20 protein-coding genes and 2 pseudogenes are annotated in these 20,563 nt (G+C 69.4%); 6 read left to right on the top strand and 16 right to left on the bottom strand.

Going from position 1 to position 20,563, the window contains the following annotated elements; all coding sequences use genetic code 11:
* Positions 1-76: 76 nt before the first annotated feature.
* The 3 genes from AAW13_RS35200 to AAW13_RS35190 form a co-directional block, all read right to left on the bottom strand.
* A complete protein-coding gene (locus tag AAW13_RS35200) occupies positions 77-871 on the bottom strand; it encodes an alpha/beta hydrolase (RefSeq protein ID WP_079179086.1) in 795 nt (264 codons plus the stop codon).
* Positions 872-977: 106 nt separating this feature from the next.
* Positions 978-1,856, bottom strand: a complete 879-nt coding sequence (locus AAW13_RS35195) for an SDR family oxidoreductase (protein ID WP_046731425.1) — start codon at positions 1,854-1,856, stop codon at positions 978-980.
* A gap of 251 nt (positions 1,857-2,107) precedes the next feature.
* Entirely contained in the window at positions 2,108-2,935 is an 828-nt protein-coding gene (locus AAW13_RS35190) for an alpha/beta hydrolase (protein ID WP_046731424.1), read from the bottom strand.
* A 748-nt stretch (positions 2,936-3,683) separates the two neighbouring features.
* Between AAW13_RS35190 and AAW13_RS35185 the strand changes: the two genes are divergently transcribed.
* Entirely contained in the window at positions 3,684-4,277 is a 594-nt protein-coding gene (locus tag AAW13_RS35185) for a DUF4291 domain-containing protein (RefSeq protein ID WP_046731423.1), read from the top strand.
* 698 nt (positions 4,278-4,975) lie between these two features.
* On the opposite strand, the gene AAW13_RS35180 is transcribed toward AAW13_RS35185, so the two are convergent.
* The 5 genes from AAW13_RS35180 to AAW13_RS35165 all read right to left on the bottom strand — a co-directional run bounded on the left by AAW13_RS35180 (position 4,976) and on the right by AAW13_RS35165 (position 8,336).
* Entirely contained in the window at positions 4,976-5,854 is an 879-nt protein-coding gene (locus AAW13_RS35180) for an aminoglycoside phosphotransferase family protein (protein WP_240528822.1), read from the bottom strand.
* A 172-nt stretch (positions 5,855-6,026) separates the two neighbouring features.
* Positions 6,027-6,677, bottom strand: a complete 651-nt coding sequence (locus AAW13_RS35175) for a GNAT family N-acetyltransferase (protein WP_240528821.1) — start codon at positions 6,675-6,677, stop codon at positions 6,027-6,029.
* Positions 6,678-6,988: 311 nt separating this feature from the next.
* Positions 6,989-7,144 (bottom strand): DUF6131 family protein, encoded by a 156-nt coding sequence (locus AAW13_RS46140; protein WP_167391763.1) that lies wholly within the window; start codon positions 7,142-7,144, stop codon positions 6,989-6,991.
* A 101-nt stretch (positions 7,145-7,245) separates the two neighbouring features.
* Complete coding sequence (locus tag AAW13_RS35170) at positions 7,246-7,740, bottom strand: hypothetical protein (protein ID WP_046731420.1); 495 nt, start codon at positions 7,738-7,740, stop codon at positions 7,246-7,248.
* A 38-nt stretch (positions 7,741-7,778) separates the two neighbouring features.
* Positions 7,779-8,336, bottom strand: a complete 558-nt coding sequence (locus AAW13_RS35165; protein ID WP_046731419.1) for a hypothetical protein — start codon at positions 8,334-8,336, stop codon at positions 7,779-7,781.
* A gap of 324 nt (positions 8,337-8,660) precedes the next feature.
* Here AAW13_RS35165 and AAW13_RS35160 point away from each other — a divergent pair, with 324 nt between their 5' ends.
* Complete coding sequence (locus tag AAW13_RS35160) at positions 8,661-9,224, top strand: DinB family protein (protein WP_046731418.1); 564 nt, start codon at positions 8,661-8,663, stop codon at positions 9,222-9,224.
* Between the two features lie 132 nt (positions 9,225-9,356).
* Here the strand turns inward: AAW13_RS35160 and AAW13_RS35155 are convergent, their stop codons facing one another.
* Both AAW13_RS35155 and AAW13_RS35150 read right to left on the bottom strand, forming a co-directional pair.
* Positions 9,357-10,571, bottom strand: a complete 1,215-nt coding sequence (locus AAW13_RS35155; RefSeq protein WP_046731417.1) for a PP2C family protein-serine/threonine phosphatase — start codon at positions 10,569-10,571, stop codon at positions 9,357-9,359.
* 440 nt (positions 10,572-11,011) lie between these two features.
* Positions 11,012-11,470 (bottom strand): hypothetical protein, encoded by a 459-nt coding sequence (locus tag AAW13_RS35150; protein ID WP_046731416.1) that lies wholly within the window; start codon positions 11,468-11,470, stop codon positions 11,012-11,014.
* Positions 11,471-11,577: 107 nt separating this feature from the next.
* Here AAW13_RS35150 and AAW13_RS47130 point away from each other — a divergent pair.
* Positions 11,578-11,673, top strand: a pseudogene (locus tag AAW13_RS47130) (DUF6131 family protein); the annotation flags it as partial.
* Positions 11,674-11,978: 305 nt separating this feature from the next.
* Here AAW13_RS47130 and AAW13_RS35140 read toward each other — a convergent pair.
* From AAW13_RS35140 to AAW13_RS35125, 4 genes are all read right to left on the bottom strand, one after another.
* Positions 11,979-12,464 carry a DUF2269 family protein gene (locus AAW13_RS35140; protein ID WP_046731415.1) on the bottom strand — a complete coding sequence of 162 codons (486 nt, stop codon included), beginning with the start codon at positions 12,462-12,464 and terminating at the stop codon, positions 11,979-11,981.
* 363 nt (positions 12,465-12,827) lie between these two features.
* Complete coding sequence (locus AAW13_RS35135) at positions 12,828-14,393, bottom strand: MFS transporter (RefSeq protein ID WP_046731414.1); 1,566 nt, start codon at positions 14,391-14,393, stop codon at positions 12,828-12,830.
* Positions 14,390-15,727 carry an MFS transporter gene (locus AAW13_RS35130; protein ID WP_052768635.1) on the bottom strand — a complete coding sequence of 446 codons (1,338 nt, stop codon included), beginning with the start codon at positions 15,725-15,727 and terminating at the stop codon, positions 14,390-14,392. Before AAW13_RS35130 ends, AAW13_RS35135 begins: the two co-directional genes overlap by 4 nt.
* 236 nt (positions 15,728-15,963) lie before the next feature.
* Positions 15,964-16,920 carry a GlxA family transcriptional regulator gene (locus tag AAW13_RS35125; RefSeq protein ID WP_046731412.1) on the bottom strand — a complete coding sequence of 319 codons (957 nt, stop codon included), beginning with the start codon at positions 16,918-16,920 and terminating at the stop codon, positions 15,964-15,966.
* A 73-nt stretch (positions 16,921-16,993) separates the two neighbouring features.
* Here AAW13_RS35125 and AAW13_RS35120 point away from each other — a divergent pair, with 73 nt between their 5' ends.
* Together AAW13_RS35120 and AAW13_RS35115 are read left to right on the top strand one after the other, a co-directional pair.
* On the top strand, positions 16,994-17,662 hold the full coding sequence (locus AAW13_RS35120) for an HD domain-containing protein (RefSeq protein WP_046731411.1): 669 nt from the start codon (positions 16,994-16,996) through the stop codon (positions 17,660-17,662).
* A 73-nt stretch (positions 17,663-17,735) separates the two neighbouring features.
* On the top strand, positions 17,736-18,329 hold the full coding sequence (locus AAW13_RS35115; RefSeq protein WP_046731410.1) for a carbonic anhydrase: 594 nt from the start codon (positions 17,736-17,738) through the stop codon (positions 18,327-18,329).
* Positions 18,330-18,610: 281 nt separating this feature from the next.
* On the opposite strand, the pseudogene AAW13_RS45215 reads toward AAW13_RS35115, so the two are convergent.
* Positions 18,611-18,874 (bottom strand): annotated as a pseudogene (locus AAW13_RS45215) (aldehyde dehydrogenase family protein); the annotation flags it as partial.
* Positions 18,875-19,043: 169 nt separating this feature from the next.
* Here AAW13_RS45215 and AAW13_RS35105 point away from each other — a divergent pair.
* Entirely contained in the window at positions 19,044-19,691 is a 648-nt protein-coding gene (locus tag AAW13_RS35105) for a TetR/AcrR family transcriptional regulator (protein WP_046731482.1), read from the top strand.
* 30 nt (positions 19,692-19,721) lie between these two features.
* On the opposite strand, the gene AAW13_RS35100 is transcribed toward AAW13_RS35105, so the two are convergent.
* On the bottom strand, positions 19,722-20,348 hold the full coding sequence (locus AAW13_RS35100; RefSeq protein ID WP_052768641.1) for a TetR/AcrR family transcriptional regulator: 627 nt from the start codon (positions 20,346-20,348) through the stop codon (positions 19,722-19,724).
* Positions 20,349-20,563: the final 215 nt, after the last annotated feature.

Genomic DNA, 20,563 nt, shown 5'->3' with positions numbered 1-20,563 from the left:
CGCAGCACCGCGTCCGTCCGGAGCTGCGATCAGAGGACCCCGCCCGCCCTGAACTCGTCCGCTCAGGGTGCCCGCGTTATCGAGTACAGCCGTGCCCACGGACATCGGTGGCCCACCGGCGCCAGATGGCGACAGGGTCGCCGTGGAGGTCTTCCAGGTCGTCCCGCAACGACCACAGGACCAGCGTGGGGCAGGCTATGCGCGCGCCGACAGCCCGGTCGGCCCCCTCGTGCCGACGGTCGACCGTGAGGCCCGCTCGATAGTCCTCGAGCATCGCCCGCACCACGTCGGGATCGCGTGTGGCCTGCCGCCACTCTTCGTAGTTCTCCGGCCCCATGACGTCGGGTTCGCCCCGGTACCAGCTGTCGGGATCGGCCGTGATGACCCGCTCCGGGATGTCCTGCTGTGCGTAGAAGAACCAGTGCCACCACTGGGTGGCGAACTCGGTCGTGATCCGCGACAGGTGCTCCGTCAACGGCAGACAGTCCAGGAACGCCACTCTGGAGACGGCTTCGGGGTGGTCGAGCGAGAGGCGCAGCGCGACGCTGCCCCCGCGGTCGTGTCCGACGAGCGCGAACCGCCGATGGCCGAGGTGGCGCATCACGGCCACCACGTCCCCGGCGACGGCGCGTTTCGAGTAACCCTCGTGGTCTGCCGTGAATCGCGGGCCTCGGGAACGCCCGTACCCTCGCAGGTCCGGGCAGACCACCGTGTGACCGGCTGCCACGAGCCGGGGAGCGACCCGATGCCACGTCGCCGATGTGCGGGGATGGCCGTGCAGCAGCACCACGGGCGGCCCTTCCCCGCCGTAGCGCACGAAGGCAGACGCCTCGCCGACATCGACCTGCACCTCTCGGAACCCTTCGAACATCCAGCCCCCTCCGAACCGGTCCGTCCTCGGTCCACTGCTGTCCGTGCAGTGGTCACTCGTCGCTCGTCACCTGGTCCGTTGACCCGCGCGCACTCTGCGGCAGGGATCACGGCAGGGGTGATCCACCAGTGGCGTTGACGATCTCCGCGGTGATGTAGCTCGCTTCCGGAGAGGCGAGGAAGACATAGGCGGGAGCCATCTCCGCGGGCTGGGCCGGGCGGCCCATGGGCGACTGCTTTCCGAATTCCGTCGTGTCCGGGAGCGTCGCCGGGATCAACGGTGTCCAGACGGGCCCTGGCGCCACGGCGTTGACGCGGACGCCGTCCGCGGCCACCATCTGGGCCAGTCCTTTGGTGAAGGTCGCGATGGCACCCTTGGTCATGGCGTAGTCCAGCAGATGTGGGCTGGGCTGGTACGCCTGGACCGAGGTGGTGTTGATGATGGAGCCGCCCCGCGGAATGTGCGGCAGCGCCATCTTCGACAGCCAGAACATCCCGTACAGGTTCGTACGCACCACGCGGTCGAACTGCTCGGTGGTGATCGACGCGATACCGTCCGGCTGCGACATCTGGTAAGCGGCGTTGTTGACGAGGATGTCGATGCGGCCCCATTCCTCCACCGCGCGATCGACCAGCCGTCGGCACTGCTGTTCCTCCCGGATGTCACAGGCGACAGCTACCGCCGTGCGACCGGCGTCCTGAACGAGGCGGGTGGTTTCCGCCGCCTCCTCGCCTTCCTCGGGCAGATACGTGTACAGCACGTCGGCGCCCTCCCTGGCGAAGGCAAGTGCGACAGCTCGGCCGATGCCCGAGTCACCGCCCGTGAGTACCGCCTTGTGGCCCTGGAGCCGGCCCCTGCCCCGGTAGGAGTCTTCGCCGTGATCCGGCGGCGGGTCCATGGGACCGGTCCACCCAGGGTGCTCCTGGTCCTGCTGCGGGAAGTCCGGTTCCGGTCGCCGGGGCTGAGAACGGGGTGTGTCGGACATCGGATCGTCCTTCCTCTGCCGAACGGAGGTGTGCCTGACGAAGGTGTGCCTAATGGCCCTGCTCGGCCAAGAGCCTTTTGCGCGCATGGGGCGGAGTGCCCACGATCGCGTGATCCATTCAAGTCCTCCGGCGGCCGTTCGACAGTGTCCACGGAAGTCGCCCTGAAGCCGCTCCTCGCACGGTGGTACGCCGGACGGACGACCGTGGCGGCCCGATCGCCTGCGCCGCGACCGGGCCGACCGGACTGCGCCTACGCCGCGAGTGTGTGCAGGGCTTCTGTGATGGGGGCGGGATCCAGAGGGCCTACGTGCGAGGCCTCGGGAAAGTCATGTACGCGGAAGCGGTTGTCGGGTGTGAGTGCGTCGGCCTCCGCGACCATCCTGTCCTGGAGCGCGGTGGCGATCGTCCGGTCTTCACCGAAGCGCAGGTAGGTGCGGGGAATGCGTCCCCAACTGTCAGCCCGGCCGACCGCTCGGCCCGCGTAAGCGGCGATGGGCTCGTCGGTCTGCATGCCGGCCAGAATCCGGCGGAAGTCGGCATAGGGGTAGTCCGCGCAGATCATCTCCTTCAGGAGGGTCAGTTCACGGCTGTCGCCCGTCCGGAAGTTCAGCCGTAGCACCCCGAGCTGGTCCGGGTCACCCACCGTCAGCTCGACCGGGCTGACGGCGTTGGCGTTCTCGGGTGCCGCCGTGCAGGCGTCCGCTGTGGGCAGGGCACGGCTGGGGCAGAAGGCGGCCATGTAGCAGATGTGGTGGAGCAGATGCGGGACGGCATTGCCGACACGGCTGACCGATACGCCTCCCAGGCTGTGCCCGACCAGCACCACCGGGCCGTTCCGCGCCGCGCGCCGCACGATGCCCGTGACGCGCGCCTCGTAGTCGTCCAGCGCGAGGCCCTTCAGCGGGGAGGGCTCGACGGCCATCGCTTTGAGGTCCTGCCGCTGGTACGACTCCGGGACGAAAGCTTCCGTGCCATGCCGCGGCTGGTCCACCGTGACGGCACGGTGACCGCGAAGTGTCAGCTCCCGCGCGATCGGCATCCAGAACGCGCCGGCGCTGTGGGTACCGTGCACCAGCACGTAGGTGGTAGGCCCGTGACGTGGCTCCGCCACCGCTCGTGAGACTCCGGGCCCGCCGGCCAGGGCCGTGCCCCCGGCCGCGAGCCCCAGACCGCGCAGTGCCGCCCGCCTGGTGGTACCCGTTCGTTGTGCGTTCGTGGCATCCATCATGCTCCGACGCTATGAGCGGCCCGCTGAGCGCACCAGCGGCCCAGCCCCCCGGCAGAGGTGGGCCTGGGAACACCTCCGAGCGCGGGGTTGGGTCGTTGATCGACCGTGACGTCATTCTTTGGGATCTGCTACAGGTTTCCGGGGGATCCGCAAGCGGTGTTGCTGAGCCCATCCCCTGACTCAGCGGCCGCGCCGTGACCAATGCCGTGGCCGGCATGGAGCCTTGACCAGGTCCGGCCCGCCGCCAGCCGCAAGCGGCGGCACAGCCGGACGGCCGGCCGGCCGGCCGCCGAGCTCGATCGCGATCGCGATCGACCGCAGTCAGCAGCCGCACACGTTCGTAGAGTTGAATGCCGCCGTATCCAGCCCCGTGAGCGTGCAACATGTGATGCGCGGCGCCGTTCCCGCCGCGTTCGGCGCGCCGGTCTACGTCCATCACGTAGGTACACAGCCGAACGACGTCCTGAGAGTGCAAGGTCGCGCGCTTCCTCACCTTCGCCGGCATCGCCGCGACTCTCATCTGCCACCTGAGGCTCGGTTGCCTCGCACCGCGGTAATTCGATGGCGCGCGCGGAACAGTGCGCCCACCCTGGTCCCCGTGGCACAACCCCAATACCAGATTCGAGCCCTGCACACAGACACCACGGTCACCGTCTACCAGGCGTACGCCCCGGAGATTGGCCTACCGGCCGCCCAGGAGGGGCGATTCCCAGCGGTGTGGCAACGTGACCGAATGACGTGGATCAAGCCGTCGTTCCTGTGGATGATGTACCGCAGCGGGTGGGGCACCAAAGAAGGGCAGGAAACCGTCCTCGCCGTCGAGATCTCCCGTGGAGGCTTCGAATGGGCATTGGAACACGCCTGCCTCTCCCACTACGAGCACGGGCTCCACGCTGACCGCGACACGTGGAAGCGCCAATTGAAGCGGGCCCCGACCCGGGTGCAGTGGGACCCCGAGCGCGATCTGCATCTGAAGCCGCTCGCCCACCGCTCGCTCCAGCTCGGCCTCGCCGACGAAGCCGCGCGCCGCTACGCCGACGAGTGGACCGTCTCCATCACCGACGTCACGTCACTCACCCACACGATCCACACGCATGTACAGGACGGAGACCTGGACGCCGCACGGCAACTCCTGCCACGTGAACGCCCCTACCCCGTGAACGAAAAGGCTCTGGCTCACCTGTACCAATGAGTCAGTGCCCCACTTGCGACGATCTCTTGAGGGTCCGCGCCTGTGCTCTCTCCGCTGCGCGGCACGGTCGGCGGCGTCGTCCCTGGTCCGCCGACTGTCCAGCACCTACATCAGCACCGACGCACGACACCTACCCCGTCCAGGCCGAGGGCAAGATCGACCATGTCGGCAGCAGAGAAGACCTCGCTGCCCTCGTCCGTGCCCTCCACCACAGCCACGTCGAGGAGGGTCACTCGTGGGAGAACGCGGATCTCGCGAGTTCCTTGGAGTCGCCGGCAGTGTGGATCGACGACGCGGGACGGCTGGTACAGCAACGCCGGGCGAGACTTGCCCGCCGACGGCGGATGGAGCTTCTTCGCACGAGCTCTGCGCGCTGCGACGACCTACGAGTGATCTCGTGCAGAGCGGACGAACGACCGCACCCATGCCAGACACGCACCGTGTGGGAAACCGTGGAGAGTAGCGGGGGCCAGGCTGCCGGGCGGCAGGCCCGGCGCCCCGCTCCGCCGCAGTTCAGCCACCCGGTCGCGCTTGGGGGCCGGCCCGGTCCGTGTCAGGCAAGTGAAGCGGGGTGCTGGGGGAGGGCGGCCTTGCGGGAGGGCCGAAAACGGGGGAGCCTCCGGGATCACGTTCCACGAGCCGCACGGGTTCGTCCGAGGTTCGGAAACAGTTGCCGGGTCGATCCTCGAGGCCGTCCTCTACTCCAGCACCGCGTGGAAGGTACGTTCGCCGATGCCGCGCATCAGCGGGTTGTCCGCCGAGTGCGACAGGAAGACCAGGGACAGGGCAAGTGCCCACCCGCGGGCCCGCGCCCAGGTCGCGTCGTCCGCGTGGCCGTAAGCCCGTCGAAAGGTGGCACGCTGCTCGGCCGTGAACAGCATCCACGCCACGGACAGATCGGTGGCGGGATCACCGGAGGTGATGTCTCCGAAGTCGATCACGGCGCTGATTCGGCCGCAGTCGACCAGGATGTTGGCCGGGTGCAGGTCTCCGTGCAGCCATACCGGCGGCCCGTCCCACACGGGTGCGGCGGCGGCCGTTTCCCAAATCTGAAGTGCGGTGGCGCGATCGCCCGGATCCACGTGTGCCAGCCCGGTCAGGACACCCTTGGCACGTTCTGCCAACGGAATTCCGCGAGCTCGGTTGACAGGCGCGGCCGAAGAAGCCGGGACGTGCAGCGCTTGCAGAAAAAAGCCGAGCACCGCAGCGGCCGACTCGGGGTCGTCGGGCTCCGATCGCGCCGCGGTCCGGCCGGGGAAAAACGGCACGACGCTCCAGGGCCACGGGTACTGAGCCGTCGGCCGCCCGAACCGCACCGGCGCCGGGACAGGCAACGGCAGGCGGTCGGCCAACTCCGGCAACCATCGCTGCTCGTGCGCGACGAGACTGGCGGCCATGGCCCGCCGGGGCAACCGGACCAGGAACTCCTCACCAAGCCGACACACAAGGTTGTCCCAGCCGTTGGCCAGCACCTCGACCGGCCGACCCGCCAGGTCGGGGTGCTGTTCGTCGAGCAGGCGGCGCACCAAGTGAACCGAGACTGAAACCTCCGCAGCAGGCATTCGGTGAGGGGTCACAGCGAGTACTCTACGGCGGCCCGGCCCGGAGGACCGACGCCCTCGACATCGACAAGTCCCCCGGCGCTTCCGCCCTGCCATACGCCATGGACGCAGTCCTCGAAGTCCTCTCTCACTTGATGCTGGAGGGCCTGCGTCGGGCGCCGGTCCCGCTCTCCACACCGCTCGCCCTCTAGTGGGACTCCGTCGGCCCTGTGGTGCGACGGAGGCTGACGAAGGCGGTGTGCGTGCGCCAGCCGAGGGACTCGTACAGGGCACGCCCCTGGGGCGACGCGCCGAGGACGGCGCGAGTGGCGCCCGCGGCCAGAGCCTGCCGCTGGAGCGCGCGCATCACGGCGGTGCCGAGGCCGCGGCGCTGGTTGGCCGGGGTGGTGAGGATCTGGTCCGCCACCGCCACCTCCCCCGCCAAGCCCATCTGCCCACGCGCGGCGAGCGATCCATCGGGGGCCGCGACCAGCACGCGGACGACGCCGCCCCGGGTCCAGGTGCGCAGCGCGTACCCGGGTGGGAGCGCACCGGGCGTGACCGGCGCCAGCTCGACGGACATCAGGAAGGCCGCCGCGTCGGACGCCCACCTCGGCCCGAGCCACGCGCAGACCTGAGCTTCCGGCGCCTCGTGCGGTTCAGGCAGGAAGACCTTCAGCCACCACCCCTCCCCCGTCGCCTGGGCGGCGGCCTCGCACACGCGCGCCTCGTCCGCGTCGACGACCACATGCCGCGCGACCTGGGCCGGTTGTCCGACGTCGATGGTCCAGCCCCAGGGCCGCGCCACGGGATCGGACGCACCCCGCGAGACCACCCAGCCGGAGATCCAGTCCTGCACAACCGAGGTGCATGTAAGTGATGAATCGAGCATGTGTCTATTACAGCAGCGAGCTGCGGCAACCGCCAACGCTTTGTCGGATACGGACGGAGCCATCAGGCTGGGCCCGGGAATGCATACCCACGCGCGTTGGGTCCCGAGCCGTACGGGCTGCGGGCTGCGGGCTGCGGGCTGCGGGCTGCGGGCCGCGGGCCGCGGGCCGCGGTGGCTCGCGCCGCCCAAGGCCAGCGGTTCCACGACTCCCGCCTGCCCGCCCGCCACAGGACAAGGGGGTTTGAGGCGGCGCACCGTGCGCCGGGAGGCCGGTGGGGCTACCAGTAGTGGCGTCGGCCGCCGACGGCGTGGCCGACGGAGCCGAGGACGAACAGGATGAGCCCGATCACGAGCAGGATGATGCCGATCGTCCACAGGATCCCGATGTGCAGGAGGAATCCGACGATGAGCAGGATGACGCCAAGTGCGATCATGGCGCTCTTCTTTCTTTCCGGCCGGTGCGCCGGCCACTGATGACTGGGGAAGCCGACGGCGATCCTCCGCGCTGTGCCGTAGTCAGGTGCGCCGTGGGATTTCAGGTGATGAGCAAGCGGTTGAAGAAGGAACGGTAGTGGCGCAGGGCCGTGCGCAGGGCTTCGGTGTCGACCTGACCGCCTTGGGCCCATTGCTCTTCGAGCGCCTTCTTGTGCTCGTCGAAGGTCGTGGCGAGCGTCTGCATCACCTGGGCGACCAGGCCGTCCGCGGCTTCGACCGCTTCACGGGGATCGTCGACGAAGTTCTTCTGGATGTTCTCCCAGCGCTCGCGGAAGCCCTCCTGATCCCGGGTATTCAACAACTGCGGCATGTCATCCGCATCGTGGGCCGGAGCACCCGCTGCCTGGTCCGCGCCCGTCGCAGCAGGTTGCGTGGCGCTGGAGGCAGTCTCGCCGACCGCATCCGTCCTGTCGTCGCGGTCGGCCTGGCCGGGATAGACCGGGGCACTCTGCTCCGTGCCGGCGGCGCGAGGCTCGGCGAGGTCCTCTGTGGACAAGGGGGTGTCTGACGTGTGCGGTACGTCGTCGCGTGGCATGTCTCCTCCGTGCCTGTGGCGGTCCCGGCGGGTCGGGTTCAGGCCGGGACGTGGCGAGTCTGACCGCCGTCGGACAGCAGGTCGTCGAACAGTGCCCGGTAGTGGACCATGGCGCTGCGCAGCTGCTCGGTGGTGGCCTTGTGGTTGACGCTGAGCGTGTCTATCTCGTGGGCGGTCCGGTAGTGGTCGAGAGTGCGGCCGTGTTCCACTGACAGGTCCTTGAGCTGCTGGTCGTAGTTGTCGGTGGGGTAGCCGCGGTCGTGCATCAGCGAGGTCACCAACCGGTCCGCGTCGTGTACGGCATCCTCCGGGCGGTCGACGAACTCGTGCTGCACGTTGTCCCAGTCACGGCTGTAGCGCTCACGGACGCGATCGGGCAGAGGTTTGATGTCGAGCTTGTCGTGTCGCTTCTCGCGCGCGCTGAGCTCGCGCTCGGCGGCGAGCCGACTGTCGGCGCCCTCGACGGTGCGTTCGTACTCCGGGCCGTAGCGCTCGCGGAGGGACCGGTGCCGCATGAAGAGGAAGAGACCTGCGGCGATCAACAGGACGACAACAGCAACGGGAATCACAATCGCCAGAAGCGTGCCGGTAGACATCGCACCTACCTCCTACCGCGTGTCCGATATTCCCCGTGTTCCCCTTTTGCGAAAAACATTCGCCAGAGGCGAGCCGTTTCCCGCCGCCCGCAGGCGCTGCGCCCCGGGCACTGGTGGCGGCGGCGCGGCAGCTCTCGGGACGAGCCCCACATCACTGTGATCGATCACCGCAGACGGCCCAGACAGCCGCTGGTGGCGGCGCGACCCGAAAGCCACATCAGCCCCCAGCGCCATTTCCCGGTGCGGCACGCTCTCGTGGCCCGCGGTCGGCGACGGCGTCCGCGAGGGTCTCAGCCAGGTCTCCGGTGTATGTAGTGTGCGGAAATGACAAGAAGTGAGCGACTCGCCGAGCAGCTGGACTGGTACTGGCACAAGAACCTACGGCCGCGGCTGGACGGTCTTACCGATGAGGAGTACTTCTGGGAGCCGGTGCGCGGCTGCTGGAGCATCCGCACACGTGACACGTCGGCCGCACCGATGGCGGAAGGTCCGGGGGAATGGACGATGGACTTCGCGTCCCCTGGCCCGGAGCCGGCGCCGGTGACGACGATTGCCTGGCGGCTGGCGCACATCATCGTCTCGTGCCTGGGCTATCGGGTCGGATGGTACTTCGGCGGCCAGGACGTCGACTCCGAAACGTTCCCCTACGCGGGGACCGCTGACGAGGCGCTGAAACAGCTCGATGAGATGTATGGGAGATGGAACGCGGGGGTCCGCGGACTCTCGGACGCCGACCTGGAGAATCCACCCGCGGTGGGTCCCGAGAGGTTTCCCATGGAGAACAGGGTCCTGCACGTCAACAGGGAGCTGATCCATCACGGCGCCGAGATTTCCTTGCTGCGCGACCTCTACCGCTGGCAGGACGGATCCGTACCGCACCGCACCTGACTTTCCGGCGACCGGCGATCCGCCACCCCCACACGATCCCGGCCGGCAACGAGTCGAGACTCCCGTGACAGCTCCGACTTCCGTGCCTGACCGGCGAAATCCACACACGGAGGTCGGAAAGTCGACGACCCCTCAGATATTGGCTCCGGCGTGGGCCTGGCGTCCCTTGGTGGTGGGGCCGTGCCAGTCCAGGCACATCACGGTGGCGTCGTCCTGGAGCTTGCTGTCGCATGCGTCGGTGACGGCGGCCACCAGAGCCCGTACCACCTCACGCGGATGCTCGCCGGCGGTGGCGGCCATGAGGGCGGGCAAGTCGACGGACCGCGCGCGGCGTTCCTGCATTCCGTCGGTGTAGAACACCAGCCGGTCACCGGGGCGCAGGTCGATGTCCTGCACCCGGTACCGGCCCTGACCTTCGACGCCGAAGGGCAGATCGGCGCGCAGGGGCACTTCTTCGACGGTGCCCTCGCGCAGCCTCAGCGGGCGCGGATGGCCGGCGTTGACGAGCTGCGCTCCGTTTCCGTCCAGGGCGATCCGCAGGAGCTGGCCGGTGGCCAGGACCCCGGGCTTGTGCGCGAGAAGGGAGTGGTGGGCGCGGTCGGCCTGCTCGGTCAACGGGGCTGCGACGCGGCGGGCGCCTCGGGAGGCGTTGACGAGAAGGGTGGCGATGAGCGCGGCGTTGAGGTCGTGGCCCATGGCGTCGGTCAGGGACAGGTGCAGGGTCTCACGGTCCAGGGCGTAGTCGTAGGTGTCGCCGGCGACGCTCTCGGCGGGCACCAGGGCGCAGGCCAGGGTGAACTGGGCGGCCTCGCAGCAGGAGGCGGTGGGCAGGAGCTGGCGTTGGATCTCGGCGGCCAGGCTGACGGGGGCGGTGCGCTGGGCCCAGTGGTAGAGGTCGGTGAAGCGGCGGTCGGTGACCACGATGTAGGCGAGGGCGTGAGCTGCCTGCTCCACCTCCTTCAGGGTGTCGTCGCTGACATCGACGGTTTCGGGCAGGGTGAGCTCCAGAAAGCCGATGGCGTCGCCACGGTTGGTGACGGGGGCGATCACACGGTGCCCGTGCCCGCCGGGATCGTCCGGGGCGCGGACCAGTTTCTGGGTACGCAGGACCTGGTCGTAGAGGCTGCCGGTGAGCTGGATCCGCTCGGTGCTGCGTCCGTGGAGCGTGGTGGCGTCCTCTGCCACCCGCACCACCCGCTGGCCGATCAGGTCGAGGAACAGGAAGGACACGTACCGTGCGCCGAATCGCTCGCGCAGGTCGTGCGCCACCACGTCCAGGGAGTCCACCGGTGCCGCTGCTTCCGCCGCCGCCAGCACTTCTCCCAGTACCACCCGCTCCCGCGCCACGTCAGCCTCCTCGAAAAGATCCAGAGTCCCCACATTCCCGCGATGGCCGGAGCAATTCCAGCCGCCCGCACCGCGGCCACGTCGATACCGAGCCGAGCAGCAGCCAGCCACTTCGAACACGGCGGCAGGAACAGTTCGGCGGGCCCAGGTTGGTGGGCACACCCACAGCGGCCGGGGCGGCCTTGAACCAAGCAGCAGACGCTCGCGTACGTACGTACGCTGCGCTGTCCGCCCGTCCCGGCCCCGGCCGATGGCGTCGCCTGGCCGCAGGTCAGAACCAAGTCACTCGTCGGCCGTTTGCTCACCGGCGGCGATTGGCAAGCCGCAGGAAGGCACAAGGAGTTCCTGGGTGACCACTGGGCTCGGTGACGGAGCGCGCTGACTCCGCGAACGCTTCGGCAGGGGTTCGCGGAGTCTGCGTACGCAGGCAGCTATGGCGGTCAGGTCTGGCATTGCGAGGTAGCGGCGCCCGTCCAGTTGCTCCAGGAGCCTCCAGCAGGTTTGACGTGAACGCGGATCTCGACCTTGGCGTTGACGACGAAGCAGACGCGGGTGGTGCTGCCGATCTCGATGGGGCTGGTGGTGGTGCGACGGGAGACGAGAGTGCGTCCGTTGCCGATCTTGACCCAGTGGCCGCCGGAGACGACGCGGAAGAAGGCCTCGTAGTCGACGTTGACGGCGTGGGAGCGGGTGTTGGTCAGGACGACGTGAGCTTTGATGTCGCGGAGGTGGATGCGTCCTTCCTTGCCCCTTTCGGCGCTGATGCAGCCGTTGGCGGCGATGCCCTCGGTGGAGACGGAACCGCCGCAGGCGACGGCAGCGGCGTGGGCATTGGTGGCGGGAAGCAGCAGGGCGAGCGCGGTCGCTGCAATCAAGGCCGTGATGCGCGTAAGACGCATGGGAGGTCCTTCCTGTGAGGGAAAGTCCTACCTTCTCGTGAAACCTCGCCCTGGCGGCGGATGCCTCGCCGCTCACGGCTGGGGCCGACCTTGGGGCCGATGTGAGCCTTTGGACCCTCGGCATCATCTTGTTGATCATCGACGCGGTCCTGTGGATCCCGGGCTCCACAGGACACGCAGGCGGAGGCCGACGCCACTACTGGCAGGCACTCCCCCAGTCCGCGCCGTTGGGCACCGCCGCAGCCGGCACGACGGACGAAGGCCGCCCGACGCCCAGTCATCTCCGGCCGCGCTGACCACGATCATCAGCGGTGCCCCCGCTTTGAGGGGGGCACGAGCCTGGGCGGCGAAGACCGGGTGAGGGCGGCCTCTTGCGTAGGCGCCGAGGGGAGGAGGCGTTCTGGTCCAGTGGGAAGTTGCTCAGTTCGTGCCCGAGCGACCGTGCTGGATCAGGTGCGGCCGCCGCGGTCGTCGGGCCCTCACCGGCCGGGCTGCTCCACGTGAGCCGCTATGCGCCTGTCGTCGAGCCGGGGCGGACGATCATCAGGACCACCACGATCAGCCAGGCGAGGGCGAACAGGCCGGTGATCCTCGACAGGCGGGGCAGCTGGGCGATCAGCGACTCCGTGGCGGTCGGCGTCGGGTCGGGCCTGTCGAGTTGGCTGATCACGCCGTCCTGGGTGCCGAGCACCGCGATGCCCAGCAGGACGGCGGCCACCGCTGTCAGAGCCATGGAAGTGATGAGCCAGGCGCTGCCCATCACGCCCATCACCTGGGCGGTGCCGACGCCGAAGACCGGGACGGAGATGCCGGCCACGGCGTACACCCGGCAGATCCGGTGCAGCAGCCGTACCGCACCGTCGGCCGACTGCTGCTCGGGTCCGTCGGCCAGTGCCTGGCGCGCGAAACGCGGGAACAGGGTCGCCGCGACGGTGACCGGTCCGATGAGCAGGATCGCCCCCAACACGTGGACGGTGAGCAGGAGTTCGGCCATGCTGATGTCTCTCTTTCGCGCCTCGTGCTGCCTCGCGCCTCGCGCGCACGCTGACACGGGGGCGCCAGGCGCACGGTTTCGGTCTGGCTTGGACCGGGCCGACCGCTGATCACGGCATCGTCCGGAGATCCGGCCGTCTGGAGGTCCAGCCGTTGCGAGGTCCAGCCGTTGGGAGGTCCAGCCGTCCGGGGATCGGGCCGTCACTTTGAACGGTGCTCGGTTCGTGAGCGGTGCCGGTGTTGATGCTTGAGCTGCTCAGCGATCAACACCGGCTGTCGGAGGCACGGTTGTGCAGCCGGCGATCCTGCGGAGGCCTGCGGAGCCCTGCGGAGGCCTCACACCGTCCCGTCGGCGTACTACCGCTCACGCATCGGCGGATGTCCGGGGGCTGCGCACCTTCTGGCGGACGAACAGGGCCGCGGGCACGGCCATGGCGATCAGTACGACTCCGCCGATGAGGTTTCCCAGGTGCACGGCGTCGGTGAACGCCTTGGGTACCGCCGTTCCCACCACCCGGCCCAGGGAAGCGGGGAGGCCCCCTCCGCCACCCCCGTGTGACACACCCTCCACGATCCGGTCCGCCTGCGGCGAAGGGATGTTCGCCTCGACGAGACGGTCGTGCAGGTTACGGGGGAAGCGGCTGGTGACGATCGTTCCGAGCACGCTGGGGCCGAGCACCGTGCCCAGTTGGCGAGCCATGTTGACCGCTGCCGCCGCCATGCCCTCCTGCTGTGGCGGGACACTGTTGACCGCGGCAGCCGTCGAAGGTGCTGTCAGCAGTCCCGCGCCGACGCCCGCGATGAGCAGTCCCGGCCACATCGCCCCGTAGCCTCCCGAGGCGTCGGTAGACAGCAGTGCGAGGGACCCGGCGCCGATCAGGGCCAGTCCCGCGGTGATCAGGGAGGTCAGGCCGACCCGGCGGACCAGCACCCGGGCGGCCACCACGGTGACCAGTAGGAACGTCCCGAACAGCGGCAGCAGGCGCACCCCGACGTCGAGAGGGCTGGTCTGTCCCACGCGTTCCATGTAGAGCACGCTGAGCAGGGCGACACCGACCAGTCCGAAGACGCTGATGGCGGCCACGCCCATCACGGCCGAGAAGGAGGCGCTCCGGAAGAGCCTCAGGTCCAGCATGGGGTCGGGGTTGCGCAGTTCCACGCGCACGAACAGGAACAGGGACAGGGCGAAGAACACGTACATGGCGATGATCGGTGCCTCGGTGTATCCCGTGGAGCCGCCCTGGATGATCGCGTAGGTGGCCGAGGCCGTCATCACGGTGCCGAGGACGAGACCCGCGAGGTCGGGCCTGCGCGTGGGGTGCTTGGACTCGGCCACGAAGACCGGGGCCAGGACGAGGGCCGCGCCGGCGATGACGATGTTGGCGATGTAGACGGAGTGCCAGGAGAAGTGTTCGAGCAGGGCTCCGGCGAGGATCGGGCCGACTGCGAGGCCGACGCCGGAGCACGCGGCCCAGATGCCGATCGCGGAGGTGCGCTCGTGCGGGTCGGTGAACGTGGCGCTGACGATCGCCAGGCTGGTCGGCAGTACGGCCGCCCCGCCGAGACCCGCGGTCGCCTGTGCGGCGATGAGCATGCCTGCGCTGTCGGCGAAGACGGCGAGCACGCTGCCTGCCAGGAAGACGGCGGCACCGAGGCTGAACACTCGCCGGCGCCCCACGAGGTCGCCGAAGGTCCCTGCGGACATCACGAAGCTCACGACGGCGAGGCTGTACGCGCTGGTGATCCACACCAGGGTGCTCGCGGTGACGTGCAGGTCGGTCTGTATGTCGCCCAGGGCCGAGATGGTGGAGGTGACGTCGACGAAGGCCATCATGACGCCGAGGCAGACCACCAGGAGGCCGAGCCACCGGGACCGCCCGCTGCCGGGACCGGCGGCGCGGGAGGCCTGAGCGGGAGCGGACGCCGTCATCGGACCGCCCCCGCCCTCTTCTGGGACACGCCCAGGGACACCACGCCCGCGACAGCCATGAGGGCCGCCGCGACCAGCCATGCGTGCCGGTACGTGTCCAGGGATGCGCCACCGGAGGCGGTGCCGAGCACGGCGACCAGGATGCTGATGCCGACGACCGAGCCGATCTGCGTCGACATGGTCACGATGGCGCTGCCGGTTGCGGCCTCCGCCGGGCGCAGTCCGACCGTCGCGGACGAGACGACGGTCGGGAGCGCCAGGCCGGCGCCGAACCCGAAGAGCAGCCAGCACGGGAGGACTCCGGAAAGGTAGTTCGGGTCGTCGTGCAGCAGGAAGACGAAGAGCAGGATGCCGACGGAGGCGATCGCGCTGCCGACCGCCGCGACGACACCGGCCGGGATCCGGAAGCGGCGCTGGAGGGTCTCACTGATGGTGGCGGCCACCGCGAAGCCGATCGGGCCGGGAAGGCTGGCGCATCCGGTCCTGATGGCGGAGTAGTGCCAGTGGTTCTGCATCCAGAGGATCGACGACAGCAGGAGGCTGCCGAACGATGCCACTTGCAGCATGCCGGCCAGGTTCGCCGACGCGAAGATCCGGTCACGGAAGAGCGACAGGTCGACCACGGGCACCCGGTGCCGTGACGAGCGGAACAGGAACGCCACCGATCCGACCACTGTCACGGCCAGGGACGTGACGACCCGGGTGTCCGACCAGCCCCAGTCGGGCGCCTTCACCACGCCGAGAGCGAGGGCGCCGACCACGACGATCAGCAGGACGCCGCCGAGCAGGTCGGGGATGCGGGCGTCCTGTTCGTGCCGGGCGTTGGTGATGAGCCGCGCGGCCAGTGCGATGGCGAGCAGTCCGAAGGGAATGTTCACCAGGAACAGCCACCGCCAGGATGCCTGGACCAGCAGCCCGCCGAAGATCGGTCCGCACACCCCGGACAGCGAGCCCGCGGTGAACCAGATCTTGACGTACCTCTCCACCTTGTCGGCGGGGGCGCTGGTCAGGACCAGGCCGAGGCTGGCGGGGGTCAGCAGGGCGGCGCCCACGGCCTGGAGGGCGCGGAAGACGACCAGCACCCACACGTCGCCGGACAGTGCCGCGCCGAGGCTCGCCGCCACGAAGACGGCCATGCCGAGAAGGAAGCCGTTCTTGCGTCCGAAGCGGTCGGCGAGCCGCCCGGCGGGGACGAGAAGGGCGGCGAAGACGATCGCGTAGCCGTTGAGTACCCAGCTCAGGTCCGACAGAGAGGTCGAGCCCACGCCCTGTCCGATGTTCGGCAGGCCGACGTTGGTGATCCATACGTCGAGCTGGCCGAGGAAACTCGCCATGGCCAGCACCGCGAGGATGAGAGCCGGACGGGTGTTCGAGGAGCCTTCACCTCCCCTCTGTGTCAGTGGAGGGGCCATCTGATCTTGCGAAGACATGCGTCGGGTCCGTTCCGTGGGCTTCGAGGGGTGCCGAGCATGACTGCCGGCATAGTTCTGGACTGACTTGTCAAGAACCCTACGAACTTCTGGAACGACATGTCAAGAATGCTCGGACGGCCCGCGACCCGGGCGTGCTGTCAGGCGTTCGCCTCCTCCGCCCTGTGACGGAACACCGCCCGGTACTCCTGGGGAGACGTGCCGAGATGCCGGTGGAAGGCGGCCCGCAGAGACGCCGGGGCACCGAAGCCGGAGAGACGGCCGACCTGCTCGACGGGCATGGCGCTCGCCTCCAGCAGCTCCCGTGCCCGGTCGATACGCGCGTCGGTCAGCCAGGCCATCGGCGTGGTGCCGGTCTCCTGACGGAAGCGGCGGATCAAGGTCCGCCGGGACATGTGGGCGCGCTCCGCGAGGTCGTCGACAGCCAGGGGGGCCGCGAGGTTGTCGAGCATCCACTCCCTCAGCGGAGCGAGCTCGTCCCCGCCGGCTTCGGGGCGGAACTGTTCGATGAACTGGGCCTGGCCTCCCCGTCGCCGTGGGGGCGCGACGAGGTCCCGCGCGCGGGTGTTCGCCGCCGCCGCGCCCAGGTCGGTACGGATCAGATGCAGGCACAGATCGATCCCCGCCGTCACGCCGGCGGACGTGAGGATGTCGCCGTCGTCGACGTAGAGCTGGTTCGGCAGGACGTCGACGCGCGGGTAGCGCCGACGCAGTTGCTCGGCGTGCCGCCAGTGCGTGGTGGCGGGGCGCCCGTCGAGCAGTCCGGCCGCGGCGAGGGCGAAGACTCCGGTGCAGATGGAGACGAGCCGGGCGCCCCGGGCGTGAGCCGCCCGCAGCGCGGCCAGGAGCTCCGGCGGATGGGGCATGTCGATGTCGTCGTAGCCCGGGACGATCACGGTGTCGGCGTCCTCCAGTGCCTCGAGGCCGGCCGCGACCGTGATCGCGAAGCCGGACACGGGCACGGTTCCGGGCCCGTCCCCGGCGCACACGGTCAGCTCGTAGTGCGGGTCCGTCGAGAAGATCTGCGTCGCGGCGCCGAATTCGAGCGCGAGCACACCGGGCAGTACGAGCACGGCGACATGGTGTCTGTTCGTCATAGTGGCACGACAGTAGCGATGGTTGGCATCCGTGCCACTTTTCGCGCGGCATCCGCTTTCGTAGCGTCACACCATGACCCACACTCCCCCCACCGTCCCGAACAGACCGCACGACGGCGTACTCGCTCTTCCTTCCGGACCGCTGGTCCAGGCGAGCCTCGCCGCCGCCCGAGCCGCCGTGCATCCGTCGGTGCTGAACCACTGCGTCCGCGGCTTCTACTGGTCCCGCCTGTTCGCCGCCCGCAAGGGGGTCCTGAACGACGCGGACTACAACGAAGAACTCCTCTTCGCCGCCAATGTGCTGCACGACCTGGGCACCGGGCCGGACGCACCGGGCCTGCTCCGGTTCGAGATCGAGAGCGCCGATCTCGCCGCCGCTCTGCTGACCGGCCTCGGCGCCCCGGCCAGGGATGTCGACCAGGTCTGGGAGGCCATCGCCCTGCACACCACTCCGCAGATCCCCGAACGCCTGGGGCTGCTGACCCACCTGACCTACGAGGGCATCTGGGTCGACTTCGGCAAGAACGCCGACCTCGTGGCCGAGGAGCAGGAGCAGATCCATGCCGCGTATCCGCGGCTGCGGATGGCCCACCACCTGGCCGAGCAGGTCCTCGCCCACGGCGCCCGCTCCGAGACAGCCGCGCCTCCCTACGCGCTCGCCTTCCACCTCGCTCAGGAGCGGGCGTCCGACGGCGTCACCACCATGGAGCGCGGCGTGGCCGGCGGGCCGTGGGGCGAGTAGCGGTACCTGTGACTTTCCGGGCTTCCCGGGAAAGCCGGGGAGTCAACCATGAGAATGAGAAGCGGAGTAAGCAGTGTCGGATTTTGCGGAGTTCACGTTCCGAGCGCAGCCGGGTTTCGACGAGGCGGCGGCTCGGAAAATAGTCACCGGTTCGATTCCCGTCAGGACGATCGTCATGCACTGCTTCGACCCCCGGGCGGCCGGGGCCGTACAGGCGGTGGCCGATCACTTCGGCGACGAGGTCTATCCCGGTGAACTTCTCCTCAGTGGGGCCGGCAGGAAGATCGGTTCCACGGCGACGGTGTTCCCCTTGATCGTCGGGGGCGGTCGCGCGGCGGACGCCCTTCGCTCGATCACGGTCTCCCAACACCTCTTCGGCGTCGAGCGCGTTGTCGTCGTCCACCACTCCTTCTGCGGCGCCACGTCCTTCACGGCGGAGGGAATCACCTCCGCGTGGAAAGAAGAGCAGCACTCCGACATCTCGTCGTTGTACGACTGGGACGGCATCGCCATCACCGACTTCGAGAAGTCGCTCAATTACGACGTGAGCCTGATCCGCAACAGCCCGGGCACCCCGAAGCACGTGGAGATCTACGGCCTTTTCTACGACATCGACTCCGGCGAGCTGACCGAACTCGTTCGCGACGTTCCCGCCGAGGCTGCGTAGCGATCGGACGTTCAGGGCATGGCAGCCGGTACGCCTGGCGGCATCACGGAGACGGCCGGGGCGAAGTGCCCGGTGGTCGCCAGGGTCGGCGAGGAAGTCGGCACCGACGTCCGTCCGGGCCGGGTCCGCCTCCTGCTCGGCCGAGGCGCATCGCGCGGCATCCCGAGCACGTGCCGCCTCCACCCCGGCATCGGCGGACCGCCACGGGCCGACAGGCGGCCCGAGGTTCACAGCAACGTCGGGGCGTGTGGGCCGGGGCCTCGGGGACCGGCCGGCACACCTCACCCGCGACTGGTGCGCTCTCCCCGATCAGTTCGGTGCGGGTGGCGAGCGGCCAGCCGGGCCGCCGCGCGGGCCGCGACTTCGCGGCCGGTGCGAACGGAGCCGGTGAACGCGACGCAGTCGGCCCGGTCCACGACGGCGGACCCGACGCCCCGGCCGTCTCCCCGGCCGTCTCCCCGGCCGTCTCCGACGACGATGTGCCGGGCGTCGGCCGGCAGTCCGGCCTGGATGAGCTGCCGACGTGCCCACAGCGGTGTCAGGGTGCTCTGTGTGGATGCCGCCGTGCGAGGACATGTGTGTCATCCGTTCTGCGGGTCTCGTGGGATGCCGTGAGCTACGGCCGCCAGGATTCTGGACCGCTTTGCCAGAAACCGCGTGAAATTGTGGAACGGAATGTCAAGAATGGCCGTGCGGCCCTGTACGCTGGCCGCCATGGGGCGCCCACCAGGATTTGACAAGGACAAGGTCGTACAGGCCGTCGAGCGACAGTTCCGCCGTACCGGATACGCCGGGACCAGCGTCGACGACGTCGCCAAGGTCGGCGGGCTGGGTCGCGGCAGTCTCTACGCCGCCTTCGGCGACAAGAGCAAGCTGTATCTGCGGACGCTGGAGGCGTACTGCGACCGCACCGAGGCCGCTTGGGCGGCCGTGCTCGAAGGCCCCGACGACGCCGCACTGGAACGACTGCACGCCTACCTCGTGACGTCGGCGCGCGTCGTGTACGACGACCCCGACGGGCTCGGCTGCATGGTGACCGGCTTCGTCGTCGAGGGAACCGACCACGACCCGCAGGCCGGTGCGCGCGTCCGACAGGCCCTCGGGAGGATCGAGGGTTCACTGACCGGGTGCGTGCGGGCCGCGCAGCGTCACGGCGACCTCGACCCCGAGGCGGACACCCGGGACGTCAGCCACCTGCTCATGGCGGTCAACCGGGGCATGGAAGTACTGGCCAGGGCCGGATTCGACGTGCACGCGCTGGAGCGCGTCGCCGATCAGACATTCGGCGGACTCCCGCTGACGGCGCAGGCGCGGTCCCGGTCCCGGCAGGCGTCCCGCTCAGCGGTCTCCGACGCCTCCTGAGCGCTCCCCGCCCGAAGGCCCTCGGTCCGCTCAGCGTTCCGCGGCGAACGACTCGACGTAGGCCAGTGCGCCGTACAGCGCGTCGCGCAGCGGGGTGGCGTCGCCCGCCGCCTGGTCCAGCAGCGCTCCGCCCTGGAACGCGGCGGCGAGCAGGTGGGCGAGCGCGGCAGGGTCGGCGTCCGGCCGCAGTTCGCCGCGCTCACGCATCTTGCTCAGGCCGCGCCTGAACACCTCCTGCCACCGCTCGAAGCCGTCGGCCACGGCGGCCCGGTGCGCGGGCTCGGCCTTGACGACCTCGGCCGCCAGGGAGCCGAACGTGCACCCGCCGCGCACCATGCCCTGCGAGGCGATGTAGGAGTCGGCCCACCGGTGCAGCGCGGCGAAGCTGTCCAGGTCGCCCAGCTCGGGCGCCTGATGGCGGGCGACGATGCTGTCGGCCTGCCAGGCGAGCACCGCGCGCACCAGGGACTCCTTGGTGGGGAAGTGACGCGTCAGCTGCGAGCCGCTGACCCCGGCGGCCTCTCGGAGCTGCTCGTTGCTGGTGTTCTGCACGCCGTGTTCGTAGATCAGCTCAGCCGCCGCCCGGACGATGCGTTCGCGTGTGGCCAGGCCCTTGGCGGTCAGTTTCCGACCCGACGCTTCACCGGTGGTGGTCATGGCGACCATCGTATCGCAAGAAAGGGCTTGACAACCCATTCCGAGGGAGGTCTCCTGGACGCAGACCTAAAAAAGGGCTGCGAAGCCCATTCCTTTGGGAGGCGGACGGGTTGTCCACACAGGCTTCACCGCAGGCGGTCGCGACGACACCGGGCACGGGCACCGCTCCGGCTCCGGCTCCGGCTCCGGCTACGGCTACGGCCGTCACCGAAGGG

This window comes from Streptomyces humi, from assembly GCF_001005085.2.
Classification (GTDB): domain Bacteria; phylum Actinomycetota; class Actinomycetes; order Streptomycetales; family Streptomycetaceae; genus Streptomyces; species Streptomyces humi.
The sequence above is the reverse complement of the archived record's forward strand: the minus strand, read 5'-3'. Positions and strand labels throughout refer to the sequence as shown.